This window comes from Shewanella sp. BJSY2023SW007 (assembly GCF_047314525.1).
Lineage (GTDB): Bacteria > Pseudomonadota > Gammaproteobacteria > Enterobacterales > Shewanellaceae > Shewanella > Shewanella chilikensis.
In genome coordinates this window covers 68,352-84,216 of sequence record NZ_JBKORL010000005.1, presented here as the reverse complement: position 1 = coordinate 84,216, position 15,865 = coordinate 68,352, and the positions used below count along the sequence as shown (strand labels likewise).

Sequence of the window (15,865 nt, the reverse complement as noted above, 5' to 3'; positions counted from 1 at the left end):
TGGGCGTCTGGAATTTGGAGCGACATATCGGGTTCGAACCGATGACCTGTACCTTGGCAAGGTACCGCTCTACCAACTGAGCTAATGTCGCATTGCAATAATGCATCCACATTTAAAGACAGTGGGTGTCTGGAATTTGGAGCGACATATCGGGTTCGAACCGATGACCTGTACCTTGGCAAGGTACCGCTCTACCAACTGAGCTAATGTCGCATCACTTATCAGCTTCATCATCTAAATTGACAATCAACAAAGGTACCGACCTTCTGTTTTATCAACTGAGCTAATGTCGCATCAAACTGTAAACTCTTACCACTTTACCTATTCACACTGGTTACCGCCAGCGGAAAGGTGAGGCCGCATTATATGGAAATTTCCATCTGCTGCAACCCCCTGAAACAGATTTATCGTCCGATCGCTCAAATTTTAAATACTCGCTCACGATAGAACTTCAGCTCGGCGATCGACTCTTGAATATCCATCAACGCTTGGTGAGTATTTTGCTTTTTGAAATCCTTCATGATTTCCGGCTGCCAACGCTTGGTCAGTTCCTTAACCGTACTGACATCGATATTGCGGTAGTGGAAGTAATCTTCCAGCTCACGCATATACTTGTTCAGAAAGCGTCTGTCCTGGCCAACACTGTTGCCACACATGGGAGACACACCTTTAGGCACGTACTGGCTCAAAAAAGCTATGGTCTCGGCTATGGCGTCAGCCTCTGTGTGTTTGGAGGCCTTTACCCGCTCAATTAGTCCGGAAGCGCCGTGATGCTGTTGATTCCAATCATCCATGGCAGCCAACACTTCGTCACTCTGATGAATTGCTATCACAGGCCCTTCGCCGATAATGTTAAGCTCTTTGTCTGTAACCAAGGTGGCTATTTCCAATACCCTATCGGTTTCAGGCTCCAGCCCGGACATCTCGAGATCGATCCAAATCAGGTTATTTGCATCCGCAACCATAGCTCAGCCCACCGTTCCAGTTCGCCTAAATTCAGGCTTTTTTATTTAAGAGCGTGTATCATACTGCTTTTTGCCAAGACACAAAATCACCTTATACCGCGAAGAGCTGCCTGTGAGTAAAAAGAAACCATTGAGCCATGGCCAACTGCGCCGTATGAAAGCCAATCATCAGAAGCGTCTGCAACGTGGGAAAAACGCTGCTGAGGCTGCTCCTGAAATACAAGATAGCTCACTCGGCCCCGAGCTGGAGGCCACGGTTATTTCCCGTTTCGGCCAGCATGCCGATATTGAAACCCATGATGGCCAACTGGTTCGTTGTAATCTTCGCCGCACCATAGGCAGCTTGGTTACCGGCGATAAAGTGGTGGTACGTCTGGCGACCGATCCGCAAACTACCGTCGCCGGTGTGGTTGAAGCCGTCCACCCGCGTAGCTCGTCACTGACTCGGCCCGACCTCTATGATGGCGTTAAAGTCATTGCCGCCAATATAGATCAAATTTTTATAGTTTCATCTGTGCTGCCCAGCTTTACCACCCAGATTATTGACCGCTATCTGGTGGCGGCTGAAGACACAGAAATCCCGCCGGTGATCATTCTCAACAAGGTCGACTTGCTGGACGAGACTCAGGCCATTGAAGTGGAAACCGCCCTTGCCCGGTACCGCGCCATTGGCTACCCGGTCTATAAAGTCAGCAGTAAAACCGCTGAAGGGATAGAGCAACTGAAAACCCTGTTGCAAGGCAAAACCAGTGTATTCGCCGGGCAATCCGGGGTAGGTAAATCATCTCTTATCAATGCCCTGCTACCACAGGCGCAGTTACAAACCGGAGAAGTCTCGGAAAACTCAGGCCTAGGTCAGCACACCACCACCACGGCCAAACTGCTTCACCTGCCCAGCGGCGGCGATCTGATTGACTCACCCGGGGTTCGCGAATTTGCCCTCTGGCACTTACCTGCCGACCGTGTCGGCTGGTGCTTCGTGGAGTTCCGGGATTTTCTCGGCGGCTGTAAATTCCGCGACTGCAAACATCTGGACGATCCCGGCTGTGCATTGCGTAAAGCGGTAGAGGAAGGCAAAATTGCCGAAGACAGATTCAACAATTATCACAGAATTATCTCCAGTCTGGATGAACAGCGTCACGCCCGCCACTTCCGCGCCGGCATGGACGACATTTAAGCTGGCAAAGCCCATTTGAAGGAAGCAAAAATTGGATAAAGTGAAGATTGCACTGCAGTACATGCTGCCCAAACACCTGTTGTCCCGCCTGGTCGGGAAACTGGCAGCGGCCGAAGCCGGCAAGCTGACCACCTGGGCTATTCGCTGGTTTATCAAACAGTACAAGATAGATATGTCAGAAGCGGCCCAAAGCGAGCCTGAAGCTTACAAGAGCTTCAACGCTTTTTTCACCCGCGCCCTTAAAGACGGCGCACGCCCTCTGTATCAGGACTCAGAATATATAGTGCACCCGGTCGATGGCGCCGTGAGTCAGTGTGGTCCCATTGAAGACGGCCGTATTTTTCAGGCCAAAGGCCACCACTATTCGGCTCTGACCCTGCTGGGGAATCAAGCCAAAGACGCCGAACGCTTCGAAGATGGTGACTTTGCTACCATTTATTTGGCGCCCAAGGACTATCACAGAATCCATATGCCCATCAAAGGCACGCTGTCGAAAATGACTTATGTGCCCGGCGAACTCTTCTCGGTTAACCCGTTGACCGCCCGCAATGTACCTGGACTGTTTGCCCGTAACGAGCGAGTGGTCGCCATATTCGAAACCGAGATTGGCCCCCTGGCCATGGTATTGGTCGGCGCAACCATAGTGGCCAGCATAGAAACCGTTTGGGCCGGTACTGTCACGCCGCCGACAGGCAAACGCGTGTTTACCTGGGAATACCCCACCACAGGGCCGGATGCCATCACATTGGAGAAAGGTGCCGAGATGGGCCGCTTCAAATTGGGCAGCACTGTAGTCATGCTGTTTGCCAAGGACGCCCTGGATGAATTTGCCGATGGTGTTGAGCCAGGTGCCGTAACCCGTATGGGTGCACCTTTTGCCAAAATAGAGGACTGAACTTGTCTGCCAAGGGGCAAGCACGTACAGGCCTGACAGAACTGCATCTGGCGGTACTCCTGTTCGGGGGGACCGCCCTGTTCTCCCGGCTTATTCCCTTGAGCGCCCTCAATATCACTCTGCTGCGCTGCGTTATCGCCGCCATCGTTCTGGCGCTGCTGGTTAAACTCAGCCGTCAGCGCCTGCGCTTGCTGCGCGGCAAAGATTACCTTATTGCCCTGTTACTTGGGGTGATTGTCAGCCTCCATTGGGTGACCTACTTTGCGGCGATGCAACTCTCCTCTGTCGCCATCGGCATGATAGCCTTTTTCACCTATCCCGTGATGACAGTGCTGGTCGAACCCTGGTTTACCGGCAGTCGCTTGCACCTCAGAGATCTTGTCAGCGGTTTGGCAGTACTGCTGGGGGTGATTCTGCTGATCCCCGAGCCGTCATTGGGCAACGACGTTACCCTTGGGATCCTGGTTGGGATTATTTCCGCCATCTTGTTCACCGCCCGCAACCTGTTGCACAAACGCTACTTCACCGCCTACAGCGGCCAGCAGGCGATGTTTTACCAAACTGCGGTGGCCGTGCTGGTGTTGGCCCCCTGGCACAGTCTTGATGCCGGAGACATCAGCAACCAAACCTGGGGATTGCTGCTGCTTTTGGGAGTCGTCTTTACCGCGGCGCCCCATGCCTTGTTTACTTCGGCACTCAGATACTTGAGCGCCAAAACTGTCGGTTTAGTCTCCTGCTTACAACCCTTCTATGGCGCCATGCTCGCCTGGTTGCTACTGGATGAATCGCTGATGCTAACAACCGCTATCGGTGGCACTCTGGTGGTAGCTACCGCCTTGTTTGAAACATCACAGAGTCACAAATCACAAGCCCCGAAAAAGAACCTTGGCTGACATATCAAAACCCGCTTAACTTAGCTAAGATGAGCTGTCGATTAACTCTTTGAATTTAACTCTTTGAATTTAACTATGGTTCGAGCCTGCCTTCTGCTGTTTTGTCTTTTTATCGCCTCCGCCCAAGCCAACTCGCCACTGGGGTTGGATAAACGTCTGGGTCTTAACCAACAAAACACTGAAACCCTGTCGCAGGAGCAACAACTGGCGCAGCTGGAAAAGAGCATTCAGCAGCTTGCCGACACCAACCGCAGTTATCAGGAACTGCAACTTAATTTCGAAAGCCGGCGCCAACATCTTTATGATCTGCTGCAGGAAGCCGCCGCACCACTTAAGCCCGAACGCCATCAGGATCTGGATCAGCAGGCCTCCATGGCCTACCTGCGCCTTTCCGAACTGAAAGAGAGTGAAACCAGCCTAAGCCAGGCCAACAGCGCCATGCTCAAACGCCACAGCGAATTACCTGCTGAAATAGTCAAAATCAGACAGGCGCTGCTGCAACAGCAAAAGGCCCAGGCAGTGGCCACTGACAATGCCGCCAAAGCGCTGCAACAGGCGCAGCTGTTATTGCTGGAGCAACAGCTCACCACGCTGGAAAGCGAACTGGCAATCAGCCAACAAAAGCGCGAACTGCATCAGTTACAACTGCAACTGGTACGCAAGCAGTTGCAGCAACAAGAGCTGCTTATCGAACAGCTTAACCGCGCCATTACCGATGCCAGGCAGCAGCAGGTCAATGCCACACTGGCCGAAACCCTCAATGCCGAAGCTAATGGCCGCGATCGCCTGACCACAGAGCTGAGTCTGGCCAACCAGAGATATGGCCAGCAATTGCAGCAATTGACTGAGCAAACCGCGCAGACCATAGCCCTACAGGAACAGGCAGAGAAGCAGGATCAGTCCCACAGCAAGCAACTGGACAACATCAAGGAGCAAATAAGCTGGGTCAAGATGAACCCGGTTTTCGGTGAGCGCTTTTTGCAAATACTGCAGTCACTGCCAAAGCCCCCCAACCAAGAGCACCTGCAGACCCAGATAGCCGATGCCAGACTCAATCGCTATCAGATTGAGCAGCAGTTTGCCGCCAATGAGCAACTGCTAACGACCCAGGCCTACAGCAATGAATCTCAGTTGCGGCTGCTTGAATCACAACAGGCTTTGCTGAATCAACTATTGAAAGGCTATGACACTTATCTCAGTGAACTGGCCAAGCTCAAGAGCAAGTATGAGCTGCTCACCGACAGTTATCAGCGGCTCAAATCCACCCTCAATGAACACCTGTTCTGGGTACCCAATGCCTACAGCATCAGCAAGCTGTGGTTGACGGATCTGCAACGCTCCAGTCTCTGGCTCTGGCAACAAACCGACCTACCGGAAATAAAGCAGGGGCTGACCGAACTGAGTCCATACTGGTCCTGGTGGATCATCCTGGCGGTGTTGTGTCTGGTAGCACAGGATATTCTCACCCCCAGATTCAAGACCATGATGCGCGAATGTGAGGCGCCGGTCGGCAAGGTGACCCAGGATAAGTTCATCTACACCATCCAAGCGCTGCTAATCAGCGCCGGTTACAGCTTGTTCAAACCCTTTCCCATAGTGGCTGCTGGCTTGATTATGCTGCAGTCCGACAGTAACCTCATTCAAGCCATAGGTATGGGCGTGCTGGCTATAGGCAGCCTGTATCAGCTCTATCGCTTCATCTATCTGCTGGCACTGGACAAAGGCCTGCTTATAGGCCATTTCAAACGGCCACAAGAGGTGATCCGCGAGGGCCAGCAGCGTTTTCGCCGCTTTGTTATCATGACCATGCCCTTGGTGGGCGTCATGGGCTTTACCGAAATTCTCGACTCTTCTCTGGTGCGCAACAGCATAGGCCGTGGCGCCTTTATTCTGTTCTGTATCATGCTGTTTATGCTCTATCGAGACGTACTGACTCTGTCCCGTCGCTATCGTGAAAGCCATCTGGACGACAAGAATAAGCGTCTGCTGCAAAAGCTATTGTGGCTACTGCTGTTGCTGGTGCCCCCCCTGAGTGCCGTGTTGGCATTCAGAGGCTACTACTTCACCGCCTTCCAGATGCTGCTGCAGCTGCAGCTTTCTTTACTGCTGGGACTCGGCTTTCTGTTGCTGTACCAGTTGCTGAAACGCTGGATGTTGATTGAAAGGCGCCGCATCGCCTTCGATCGCGCCAAGGCCCGCCGGGCCGAGCGTCTGGCGCAGCGGGAAAAAGGTGATACCTCATCAAGCAACAACGATCATCAGGACACCTATGAAGAGCCGGTAGTCGATTTGGAAACCATGTCCAGCCAATCACTGGGGTTGGTGAGATCCCTGCTGCTGCTGGCGTTTCTTGCCTGTTTGGTCGGCCTGTGGACCCAAACCCACACCGCCCTATTCAGCTTCCTCGATGGCATTACTCTTTGGACGACAACAACTACCGGGGTAGGCGGAGTCGAGCAGCCACTGCCTATCACCATGAAATCACTGGTATTTGGTGCCATTGTGGTCGGTTTTTCCATGATGATAGCCACCAACCTGCCCGGCTTGTTGGAGCTGACGATACTGCAAAAACTGGATCTCTCCCCGGGAACCGGCTTTGCCATCACCACAGTGACCCGTTACCTGGTGGTCTTTATCGGTATCGTCATCGGCTTCGCCACCCTGGGGATGGAGTGGTCCAAGCTGCAATGGTTGATTGCAGCGCTGACTCTGGGTCTGGGTTTTGGTCTGCAGGAGATTTTCGCCAACTTTATCTCGGGCCTTATCATACTGTTTGAAAAGCCGGTGCGTATCGGCGATACCGTCACTATTCGCGAGCTCACAGGCACGGTTTCCAAGATCAAAATCCGCGCGACCACCATCATAGATTGGGACAGAAAAGAAATTATCATCCCCAACAAGGCCTTTATCACAGAGCAGTTAATTAACTGGTCGCTGTCAGATCCCATTACCCGGGTGATCATCTATGTTTCGGTCGCCAGGGATTCAGATCCAGCCCGGGTGGAGGCCGCGCTCTACCAAGCAGTGAAAGAGTGTGAAAACGCGCTGGAAACCCCTGAGCCGGAAGTCTGGTTTGCCGGTTTCGGCAAGCACACTCAGGACTATGAAGTCAGGGCTTATGCCAAAGATATGTCTTCCCGCTGGCCGCTGCGCCACGATCTGCACAAGCGGATCAGCAAGAAGCTCAAGGAGAACCAGCTGGAGCTGGCTTATCCTCAGCTCGAAGTGCATATCAGCAACACGCACAACAAAGACACCAGCGGTATTATCAGAGGTTAATCGCAGATGTTGATTTTCGCGCACCGTGGCGCCAGTGGTTATGCGCCGGAAAACACCCTTAAGGCGATGGCGCTGGCACTAGAGCTTGGATGTGAGGCAGTTGAGCTGGATGTACATCATGCCGATGGTGAGCTCTGGGTGTTTCATGACCGCCGCCTGAGCCCCAAGAGCAACGGCAAAGGGCTGCTCGCGCAGCAAAGCAGCAGCTATCTACGGCAGCTTAGGGTCGAGGGAGAACCTATCCCTACCCTGCGCCAGGTACTTGAGCTTATCGAGGGGCGCATGACGGTCAACATAGAGCTCAAGGGAGTGGGTTGCGTCGAGCCTTTCATCCAGCAATACCCGCAGCTACTGCAACTCGGCTACCAGCCAGAGCAGCTGCTGGTGTCTTCATTCAATCATCTCTGGCTCAAACAGGTAAAACAGCAGTTGCCCGACGTACCGGTAGCGCCACTGCTCGAGGGGATAGCGCTCAACCAAGCCGCCGTGGTCAGTGAGCTCAAAGCCTGGTCACTGCATCTGGATATCAGCTTTATCAACCGTGAACTGGTAGCCGATGCTCATCAGCGCGGCGCCAAAGTGTATGTCTATACCGTAGATGATGCCGATGATATCAGGGCGCTGGCAGCGCTGGGGGTAGATGGTATTTTTGCCAACTATCCAGACAAAGCCGCCGCCGCATTGACTCAGGAGTCACAAACTGACTACCGCCACTGGTTTGAGTGAATGATCATTCGTTTGAATGCTCTCTGATTAGCGTGTTCAACTCTGGTTATTGCGCTGGGCCCAGCCGCCGACAAAGATAAAAGTGGCGCTGACCAAGAGTAAAGTCCACAGCGCCGGTAGGTGCGCCAACTGCCTGGCGAGCCAGGGGCTAAGAGCCACTATCAGCATGCCGTAACCAAAGGCGTTGACCAAAATAAAGATCAGCGTGCGCAGTACAAAGTTGCGTGCCCCGAGCTTACGGCGCAGAAAACGGTTGAAGTCGGCACCGAACACCAAAATGACGCAGGCAACCATGGCGGTAGCTATCTCATTGAGCCAGGGATAGAGCTGACTGCCCAGCTGGGTCAGCAGTTGCGTAACTGAATCCATTAAAATATAAAATCCATAAAAATAACGAAAACAACAAGGACTGATACTATGGCATACAAGCTGCTGTTACTCACCCGGGAAAATGCTGAATATCGACAGTTGTTGTCAGAAAAATCACTTCCTGGCCTTACTATCCTGGGCGATGACCCGGCCAATATCGCCAGTGCCGATATCTGGCTGGCTGAACCGGCTCTGGCCCAACCGCTGCTGAGTCACGGCAAGAGTCTCAGTTGGCTACAATCAACTTTCGCCGGTGTCGATAAACTGCTTGGCGCTAAAACTAGGAAAGACTACCTGCTGACCAATGTGAAGGGTATCTTCGGCCCCTTGATGAGTGAATATGTGTTTGGTTATCTGCTCGCCGAAGTTCGCCAACATACGCTGTATCATCACCAGCAACAGGAGAAATACTGGCACCCAGGTCCCCTGGCCACCCTGCAGGGGATGAAGATGCTGATCCTGGGCACGGGTTCCATCGGCGAGCACCTGGCCACCAGCGCCAAGCACTTCAAAATGCAGGTCTGGGGCATGAACCGCAGCCAAAGGGCCGTCGCGGGCTTTGATTGCATCATCAGCCCGGCCCAGCTCGATGAGCTTTTGCCCCAGGCCGATGTGGTCGTCAACACTCTGCCGAGCACTCAGGAGAGCCGAGGCTTGCTGAGCCAAGAGAAGCTGGCACAACTCAAAGACAGCGCGATACTGTTCAATATAGGCCGCGGCGACGCCCTAGATCTCGATGCCCTGGTGGTCGAACTCGGCCGCAGAAACCGGCTCAAAGCCGTGTTGGATGTGTTTGCCCAGGAGCCGCTGTCACCGCTGCACCCCATCTGGGATTGCCCCAATGCGGTAATCACTCCCCATATTTCGGCGCCCAGCTTCCCGTCTCAGGTGGTCGATATCTTCGCCCGCAACTATCACCACTATCTCAATGCCGAATCACTGGAGAATCTGGTGTACTTCGACCGCGGTTACTAATCCTTCCTCTAGCGCGCCCACTCCTCCGGGCGCGGTGCTATTTGCTAACTAAAGACCTAAGGAAGTTCTTGCAAAGGACTAGAGTCATTTGCAAGAACCACGCCTTGGATCCAAGCCCGTAAGCCGACGCAGAGCACACATGAGACTTGTTCGCACCATCCCTAATAACCAACTCAAGGGTGATCTACTCTAAAATATATCCAAGCGTTATTAGTATTGATAACAGTTTTCATTTAGAATTGCGTATTGAAAAATAACGTCCACTTACCAGCAGTAACCGGAGCCCGATAAATGTACGTTTGTCTGTGTCATGCAATTACGGATACCCAGATAAAGCAGGCAGTCAGCCAGGGAGATGTTAGCCTCAGCGAGGTGAAAAAACGCCTCGGGGTGGGTGATCAATGCGGTAAGTGTGTACGGATGGCGACGCAAATCATCCAAAACCAGCTGGATCTTGAGCCCAATTATTACGAAGTCGCCTGATATATCAGGTAAAAAACAAAAGCCGCATCATGATGCGGCTTTTGTGATTTTTGGGCCGGATTACTTTTGAGCCGGACTACTTTTGGGCCGGGCTACAGCGCCGGCTCCTCCACACTGACTTCGACACTGTCGACCCTTTGCAGCCCTCTTGGCAGCTTGGCGCCACGACGGCCACGCTCACCACGATAATGCTCCAGATCGCTGCTCTTTAGTGTCAGCTTACGCTTACCGGCCCAGAGGGTGACATTGGCGCCTTCCGGCACCAGGTAAAGGTGAGTCACCAACTCTTCACGGTTTTTCGCCCGCTCCGATGGGATGCCGATAATCTTATTGCCCTTGCCCTTGGCCAACTGCGGCAGCGCCTCCATGGAGAACATCAGCATCCGCCCTTCATTGGTAATGGCCAGAATCGAACTGGGTCTGGACTTGTCCAGTTTACGTGGCGTTAAAGCCTTGGCATTGGCCGGCAGCGTCAGCAAAGCCTTACCCGCCTTGTTGCGCGACACCATGTCCTTAAAGGCGCAGATAAAGCCGTAACCGGCATCACTCGCCAGCAGGAAGCAGTTATCATCATCCCCGAGCAATACGTGCTCCATGCTCTCCCCTGGGGCCAGATTGAATCTGGTGGTAATAGGTTCCCCTTGGCTACGGGCCGAAGGCAGAGTATGGGTATCCGTGGCGAAGGCGCGCCCGGCGCTGTCAATAAACACAGATTGCTGATTGCTGCGGCCGGCCGCGGCGCAGAGGAAACTGTCACCAGCCTTGTAGGACAACCCGGCGGCGTCTATATCATGGCCCTTGGCACAGCGCACCCAACCCTTTTCAGACAACACCACAGTCACGGGCTCGGTTGGCACCAACTCCTGCTCCGACAACGCTCTGGATTCGCTTCTCACCACCAGTGGCGAGCGGCGGTCATCACCATAGGTTTCCGCATCTGCCTGCAGTTCTTTCTTGATCAAGGTCTTCAAGCGGCGTTCCGAACTGAGCAGCAGTTGCAGCTTTTCCCGCTCGGCTTCGAGCTCATCCTGCTCACCACGGATCTTCATCTCTTCCAGCTTGGCCAGATGGCGCAGCTTGAGCTCCAGAATCGCTTCGGCTTGCTTGTCTGTCAGCCCAAAGCGGCGCATCAGTTCGGCCTTGGGTTCATCGTGAAAGCGGATGATCTCTATCACTTCATCGATATTGAGGAAGGCGATCATCAAGGCTTCAAGAATATGCAACCTGGCCAGGACTTTATCCAGACGGAATTCCAGACGGCGGCGCACAGTATGAATTCGAAACTCCAGCCACTCACTCAAGAGTTGCTTGAGCCCCTTGACCTGAGGCCTGCCATCGAGGCCGAGCACATTGAGGTTGACCCTGTAACTCTTCTCCAGATCTGTAGTGGCAAACAGGTGCGCCATCATCTGTTCGATATCGACCCGGTTGGATCTCGGCACTATCACCAAGCGCACCGGACTTTCATGGTCCGATTCATCGCGCAAGTCTGTCACCATGGGCAGCTTCTTGGCCTGCATCTGCGCCGCCAACTGCTCGAGGATCTTGCTGGAGCTGGCCTGGTGCGGCAAAGCCGTTATCACCACTTCACCGTTTTCCACTGTGTAAACCGCACGGGCCTTGATTGAGCCGCGGCCCGATTCATAGACCTTGGCGATTTCGGCGCGCGGGGTAATGATCTCGGCAGCTGTCGGATAATCAGGCCCGGGCACGAATTCCATCAGCCGCGGCAAATCGGCCTTGGGATTATCCAGCAGCTCGATACAGGCGCTGGCCAACTCGCGGGCATTATGGGGCGGAATATCCGTGGCCATACCCACTGCGATACCGGTAATACCGTTGAGCAAAATATGCGGCAGTCTGGCCGGCAGCACCAAGGGCTCTTTCAGGGTGCCATCGAAGTTGACTCCCCAGTCCACTGTTCCTTGACCTAGCTCGCTGAGCAGTACCTCGGAAAACTTGGATAGCCTGGCTTCGGTATAACGCATGGCCGCAAACGACTTGGGATCGTCCGGAGCCCCCCAGTTACCCTGACCATCCACCAAGGGATAGCGATAGGTAAAGGGCTGCGCCATCAGTACCATGGCTTCGTAACAGGCGCTGTCACCGTGCGGGTGATACTTACCCAGCACGTCACCCACGGTACGGGCCGACTTCTTGTATTTGGCCGCCGCCGATAATCCCAGCTCGCTCATGGCGTAAACAATTCGCCGTTGCACCGGCTTGAGGCCATCGCCAATATGAGGCAAGGCCCGATCCATGATCACATACATGGAATAGTTGAGATATGCCTCTTCAGTGAAGCGCCTGAGCGGCATCTGCTCCACGCCATCCAGGCTCAAGGCTATCGCATCACTCATTATTCATTTTCCTGTTCAGGTTTCGGCGCATAGTCCGACTCAGATTCAGCATCTTCTGCACCAGTGTCTTTGTAGTACAGGCGGTAGATGTTTCCCTTCAGATCATCCGAAATATAGACGGCGCCATCCGGGGCCATCGCCAGTGAATGGGGCCTGGCCACCGGAAACTCACCATCGAGAAAACTCACCAGGGTGCGGCGATTGCTCACCTTGCGGCCATCAGTTTCCAACACCACTATCTGGTATCCCACCTTACTGGAACGGTTCCAGGAGCCGTTCTCTGCCAATAAAATCTGGTTGTGATATTCGGCGGGAAACTGGCTTCCCCGATAAAACAGCATCCCCATAGGAGACACATGCGCCGGCAGTTCATAGACTGGCTTGGTAATATTCAGGCTCTTGGGCTCTTCATAGGCAGGTTCCTGCACATCTTTGCCATGCACATAAGGGAAACCATAATGCGCCCCGGCAACATCGACCCGGTTGATTTCATCCGGTGGCAGATTATCCCCCATCCAGTCGCGGCTCATATCGGCAAACCAAAGACGGCTATCCAGTGGCGACCAGTCAAAACCTATGACATTACGTATTCCGAGCGCTATCTGCTGACTACTGCCGGAGTTCACATCCACGGCAATGATGCTGCCAAAAGGAGCGCTGGGCTCACACACATTGCAGGGAGCGCTGATAGCAATATAGAGCCTGCCATCCGGACCAAAGCGCATGGCTCTGGCACTCTTTCTGCCGTTGCCCGGAAGTTGATCATACACTTCCCGTGCCCGCGGAGGACGTCTGAGCCTGGGCTCTATATCCTGGTACACCACGACTCTGTCTTCCAAAGCGACATAGAGATCGCCCTTATGGAAGGCCAGCGCCTCCGGGTAATCCAGGCCCTTGGCTATCAGGTAACGCTTATCGACCCGGCCATCACTGTTACTGTCGACCAAAGCGTGAATCGTGCCGCTCTTGTGAGAACCAACAAACAGGGTACCTTCATCTCCTACTGCCATCTGCTTGGCATCGCCAACATCTGTGGCATAGAGAGAAACACCAAAGCCTTTGGTCACGGTAATGATCATCGACTGAGATGCATTGGCCGCCGCACTCAGCAACGCCGCTCCCAGCAGGAGCAAGCCTCCGCCGGTCGCGATACCGACTCTGTTATTCAGGTTCATCATATCCTTGCCTTTAAGTTTTATAGTTATTGGCACATCAAGGGCGATTACAGCTGAGCAAGGTCTCCCTTGGTTTCCAGCCACGACTTGCGATCACCTGAGCGCTTCTTGGCCAGCAACATGTCCATCAATGCCACAGTCTCATCGACATCGTCTATGGTCAGTTGCACCAATCTACGGGTGTTGGGATCCATGGTCGTTTCCCTCAGTTGCAGTGGATTCATCTCACCCAGACCTTTAAAGCGGGTGACCTGCACTTTACCTTTCTTGTTGTCTGCGGCAATCCTGTCCAGAATGCCTTGCTTTTCAGGCTCATCCAAAGCGTAAAACACTTCTTTGCCGATATCGATACGGAACAGTGGCGGCATGGCGATATACACATGCCCCTTTTCAACCAAGGTGCGATAGTGCTTTAGAAACAGCGCGCACAGCAAGGTTGCTATGTGCAAACCATCCGAGTCGGCATCGGCGAGAATACAGATCTTGCCGTATCTGAGTTCGGAAATATCGTCGCTGTCGGGATCGCAGCCTATGGCCACTGAAATATCGTGCACTTCCTGGGAGGCCAACACCTGGCTCGCTTCCACTTCCCAGGTGTTGAGGATCTTACCCCGAAGCGGCATGATCGCCTGAAATTCTCTGTCTCTGGCCTGTTTGGCACTGCCACCGGCCGAGTCCCCTTCCACCAGAAATAATTCGGAACGCGCCGGGTCCTGACCGGTACAGTCGGTCAGTTTGCCGGGCAGCGCCGGGCCGGAAGTGACCTTCTTGCGAGCAACTTTCTTCGCCGCCCTGAGACGCTTCTGGGCGTTATTGATGCACATCTCGGCCAGCAGTTCGGCCTGATCTGTGTTGCTGTTGAGCCAGAGGCTGAAGGCATCACGCACCACACCCGACACAAATGCCGAACACTGGCGGCTGGAGAGTTTCTCCTTGGTCTGGCCGGCAAATTGCGGATCTTGCATCTTCACCGACAGAATAAAACTGGCCTTGTCCCAGATATCTTCCGGACTGAGCTTAATCCCCCTTGGGATCAAGTTGCGAAACTCACAGAACTCACGCATCGACTCGAGCAGTCCCTGACGGAAACCGTTAACATGGGTACCACCAAGCGGCGTTGGGATTAGGTTAACATAACTTTCGCTGATACTGTCGCCGCCCTCAGGCAACCAGGTAATGGCCCAGTCGGCGGCTTCCAGATTGGTTTTAATACTGCCGACAAAAGGCTCTTGTGGCAGAGCCGGAGCCTCTTTAAGGGAGTCTTTCAGATAGTCGGTCAGGCCCTCTTCATAAAACCATTCATGGACCTCACCGTTTTGTTTGTTGGCGAAACGAATTCTGAGCCCGGGGCAAAGTACCGCCTTGGCCCGCAGCAGATAAGTCAACTTGGTAACCGAAAAGTTCGGTGAGTCAAAATAGCTGGGATCCGGCCAAAACTGTACCCGGGTGCCGGTATTTCGGCGCCCACAAGTACCAGTTTCCCTGAGACTCTCAACCTTATCGCCATGCTCGAAAGCCATTTCATAGACTTTGGCATCACGGCGAACCGTGATTTCAACTCTTCGAGATAGGGCGTTGACCACAGAGATCCCTACCCCGTGCAAACCACCGGAAAATTGATAATTTTTGTTGGAAAACTTACCACCGGCATGCAGCTTGGTCAGGATAAGTTCGACCCCGGGGATCCCCTCCTCCGGGTGAATATCCACCGGCATACCACGGCCATCGTCAGTGACTTCAAGGGAGTTGTCTGTATGCAACACCACATCGATTCGAGTTGCAAACCCGGCCAAGGCCTCATCGACACTGTTATCTATGACTTCCTGACCCATATGGTTGGGCCGAGTGGTATCGGTATACATGCCGGGACGACGTTTTACCGGATCCAGTCCGTTCAGTACTTCAATGGCATCGGAGGTGTATTGATTGGTCATAGCGCACACTGTCTTTTATGTTCAGGCCATGGTGGGCCGCGAGGATCTGATTGTCAAGATAAGTGTAAAAAACGGCAGATTGAGCCCAGCTTGTCGCCGTAACCCACAAAACTATGGTTTCCACCGCTTTCCAGCAGCATCTCACAGCAGTGATATTTGCCCAGAGCCTGGCGATAATCCAGTACCTCATCGGCAGTCTGTAATAATACAAAAAAACGATCCGGATTGAGAATGACCGGCGTATCAAATTCAATCAGCTGTAGTTGATGTTGCGGCAATAATTGGTAGTGCTCATCGGTATAGGGGTTGTACTGTGCCCCCAAATAATCACCAAAGAGCTCAAAGGGGCGCACCGCCGGGTTAATAAGTACCGCCTTGCCGCCATATTGCTCTACCAACCAAGAAGCAAAATACCCGCCGAGGGATGAACCGATAAACGCCAGTGGCTCGCCCCTGGCCTTGGCCGCTTCAGTCAACTGAATCAGCAACTCCATCGCCGCCTTGGGCGAAGTGGGTAGTTGTGGCTGCTCCAGTCGCACACCGGGAAAGTGTTGTTCAATATAGGTACGGGTAAGCACAGCCTTGTCAGACAAGGGAGAACTGTTGAAACCGTGAATATAGAGCAGCATAGTTC

Annotated in this window: 13 protein-coding genes and 2 tRNA genes; 7 read left to right on the top strand and 8 right to left on the bottom strand. The window is 53.4% G+C overall.

Annotated features, from left to right (window positions below; all coding sequences use genetic code 11):
- Positions 1 to 15: 15 nt before the first annotated feature.
- The 3 genes from ACMHXE_RS01660 to orn form a co-directional block, all read right to left on the bottom strand.
- Positions 16 to 91 (bottom strand) — tRNA-Gly (locus tag ACMHXE_RS01660).
- Positions 92 to 137: 46 nt separating this feature from the next.
- Positions 138 to 213, bottom strand: a tRNA-Gly gene (locus ACMHXE_RS01655).
- Between the two features lie 206 nt (positions 214 to 419).
- Entirely contained in the window at positions 420 to 965 is a 546-nt protein-coding gene (orn, locus tag ACMHXE_RS01650; RefSeq protein ID WP_025009371.1) for an oligoribonuclease, read from the bottom strand.
- Between the two features lie 112 nt (positions 966 to 1,077).
- Here orn and rsgA point away from each other — a divergent pair, with 112 nt between their 5' ends.
- The 5 genes from rsgA to ACMHXE_RS01625 all read left to right on the top strand — a co-directional run bounded on the left by rsgA (position 1,078) and on the right by ACMHXE_RS01625 (position 7,935).
- Positions 1,078 to 2,142, top strand: coding sequence for a small ribosomal subunit biogenesis GTPase RsgA (gene rsgA / locus ACMHXE_RS01645; protein ID WP_101054961.1), 1,065 nt, complete (start codon positions 1,078 to 1,080; stop codon positions 2,140 to 2,142).
- A 31-nt stretch (positions 2,143 to 2,173) separates the two neighbouring features.
- The gene (gene asd, locus ACMHXE_RS01640; protein ID WP_101054959.1) at positions 2,174 to 3,037 is read left to right on the top strand and encodes an archaetidylserine decarboxylase; all 864 of its coding nucleotides are present in this window, start codon (positions 2,174 to 2,176) and stop codon (positions 3,035 to 3,037) included.
- Positions 3,038 to 3,039: 2 nt separating this feature from the next.
- Entirely contained in the window at positions 3,040 to 3,930 is an 891-nt protein-coding gene (locus tag ACMHXE_RS01635) for a DMT family transporter (protein ID WP_373296806.1), read from the top strand.
- A 75-nt stretch (positions 3,931 to 4,005) separates the two neighbouring features.
- Positions 4,006 to 7,209, top strand: coding sequence for a mechanosensitive ion channel domain-containing protein (locus ACMHXE_RS01630; protein ID WP_101054955.1), 3,204 nt, complete (start codon positions 4,006 to 4,008; stop codon positions 7,207 to 7,209).
- 6 nt (positions 7,210 to 7,215) lie between these two features.
- Positions 7,216 to 7,935: a glycerophosphodiester phosphodiesterase gene (locus ACMHXE_RS01625; RefSeq protein ID WP_101054953.1), complete on the top strand. Its 720-nt coding sequence runs from the start codon at positions 7,216 to 7,218 to the stop codon at positions 7,933 to 7,935.
- 36 nt (positions 7,936 to 7,971) lie between these two features.
- Here ACMHXE_RS01625 and ACMHXE_RS01620 read toward each other — a convergent pair whose 3' ends face one another.
- Entirely contained in the window at positions 7,972 to 8,304 is a 333-nt protein-coding gene (locus ACMHXE_RS01620; RefSeq protein WP_100143104.1) for a DUF3392 domain-containing protein, read from the bottom strand.
- Positions 8,305 to 8,352: 48 nt separating this feature from the next.
- Between ACMHXE_RS01620 and ACMHXE_RS01615 the strand changes: the two genes are divergently transcribed.
- Together ACMHXE_RS01615 and ACMHXE_RS01610 are read left to right on the top strand one after the other, a co-directional pair.
- Entirely contained in the window at positions 8,353 to 9,279 is a 927-nt protein-coding gene (locus ACMHXE_RS01615; RefSeq protein WP_101054951.1) for a D-2-hydroxyacid dehydrogenase, read from the top strand.
- A gap of 291 nt (positions 9,280 to 9,570) precedes the next feature.
- Entirely contained in the window at positions 9,571 to 9,762 is a 192-nt protein-coding gene (locus tag ACMHXE_RS01610) for a bacterioferritin-associated ferredoxin (RefSeq protein WP_025009364.1), read from the top strand.
- A gap of 92 nt (positions 9,763 to 9,854) precedes the next feature.
- On the opposite strand, the gene parC is transcribed toward ACMHXE_RS01610, so the two are convergent.
- Genes parC through ACMHXE_RS01590 form a run of 4 tightly spaced genes read right to left on the bottom strand, consistent with a single transcriptional unit; the run spans position 9,855 to position 15,860 of the window.
- The gene (gene parC, locus ACMHXE_RS01605; RefSeq protein WP_101054949.1) at positions 9,855 to 12,122 is read right to left on the bottom strand and encodes a DNA topoisomerase IV subunit A; all 2,268 of its coding nucleotides are present in this window, start codon (positions 12,120 to 12,122) and stop codon (positions 9,855 to 9,857) included.
- Positions 12,122 to 13,297: a PQQ-dependent sugar dehydrogenase gene (locus tag ACMHXE_RS01600; protein WP_101054969.1), complete on the bottom strand. Its 1,176-nt coding sequence runs from the start codon at positions 13,295 to 13,297 to the stop codon at positions 12,122 to 12,124. The genes parC and ACMHXE_RS01600 overlap by 1 nt, the downstream gene beginning before the upstream one ends.
- 47 nt (positions 13,298 to 13,344) lie before the next feature.
- Entirely contained in the window at positions 13,345 to 15,231 is a 1,887-nt protein-coding gene (parE, locus tag ACMHXE_RS01595; protein ID WP_101054947.1) for a DNA topoisomerase IV subunit B, read from the bottom strand.
- 53 nt (positions 15,232 to 15,284) lie between these two features.
- Positions 15,285 to 15,860, bottom strand: a complete 576-nt coding sequence (locus ACMHXE_RS01590; RefSeq protein WP_101054945.1) for a YqiA/YcfP family alpha/beta fold hydrolase — start codon at positions 15,858 to 15,860, stop codon at positions 15,285 to 15,287.
- Between the last annotated feature and the right edge of the window lie 5 nt (positions 15,861 to 15,865).

What these genes read in the sequence shown, in the direction of transcription:
- orn (WP_025009371.1), bottom strand. Translation starts at nt 965, where the DNA reads ATGGTTGCGGATGCAAATAACCTGATTTGGATCGATCTCGAGATGTCC.
- ACMHXE_RS01630 (WP_101054955.1), top strand. Translation starts at nt 4,006, where the DNA reads ATGGTTCGAGCCTGCCTTCTGCTGTTTTGTCTTTTTATCGCCTCCGCC.
- ACMHXE_RS01625 (WP_101054953.1), top strand. Translation starts at nt 7,216, where the DNA reads ATGTTGATTTTCGCGCACCGTGGCGCCAGTGGTTATGCGCCGGAAAAC.
- ACMHXE_RS01620 (WP_100143104.1), bottom strand. Translation starts at nt 8,304, where the DNA reads ATGGATTCAGTTACGCAACTGCTGACCCAGCTGGGCAGTCAGCTCTAT.
- ACMHXE_RS01615 (WP_101054951.1), top strand. Translation starts at nt 8,353, where the DNA reads ATGGCATACAAGCTGCTGTTACTCACCCGGGAAAATGCTGAATATCGA.
- ACMHXE_RS01610 (WP_025009364.1), top strand. Translation starts at nt 9,571, where the DNA reads ATGTACGTTTGTCTGTGTCATGCAATTACGGATACCCAGATAAAGCAG.
- parC (WP_101054949.1), bottom strand. Translation starts at nt 12,122, where the DNA reads ATGAGTGATGCGATAGCCTTGAGCCTGGATGGCGTGGAGCAGATGCCG.
- ACMHXE_RS01600 (WP_101054969.1), bottom strand. Translation starts at nt 13,297, where the DNA reads ATGAACCTGAATAACAGAGTCGGTATCGCGACCGGCGGAGGCTTGCTC.
- parE (WP_101054947.1), bottom strand. Translation starts at nt 15,231, where the DNA reads ATGACCAATCAATACACCTCCGATGCCATTGAAGTACTGAACGGACTG.
- ACMHXE_RS01590 (WP_101054945.1), bottom strand. Translation starts at nt 15,860, where the DNA reads ATGCTGCTCTATATTCACGGTTTCAACAGTTCTCCCTTGTCTGACAAG.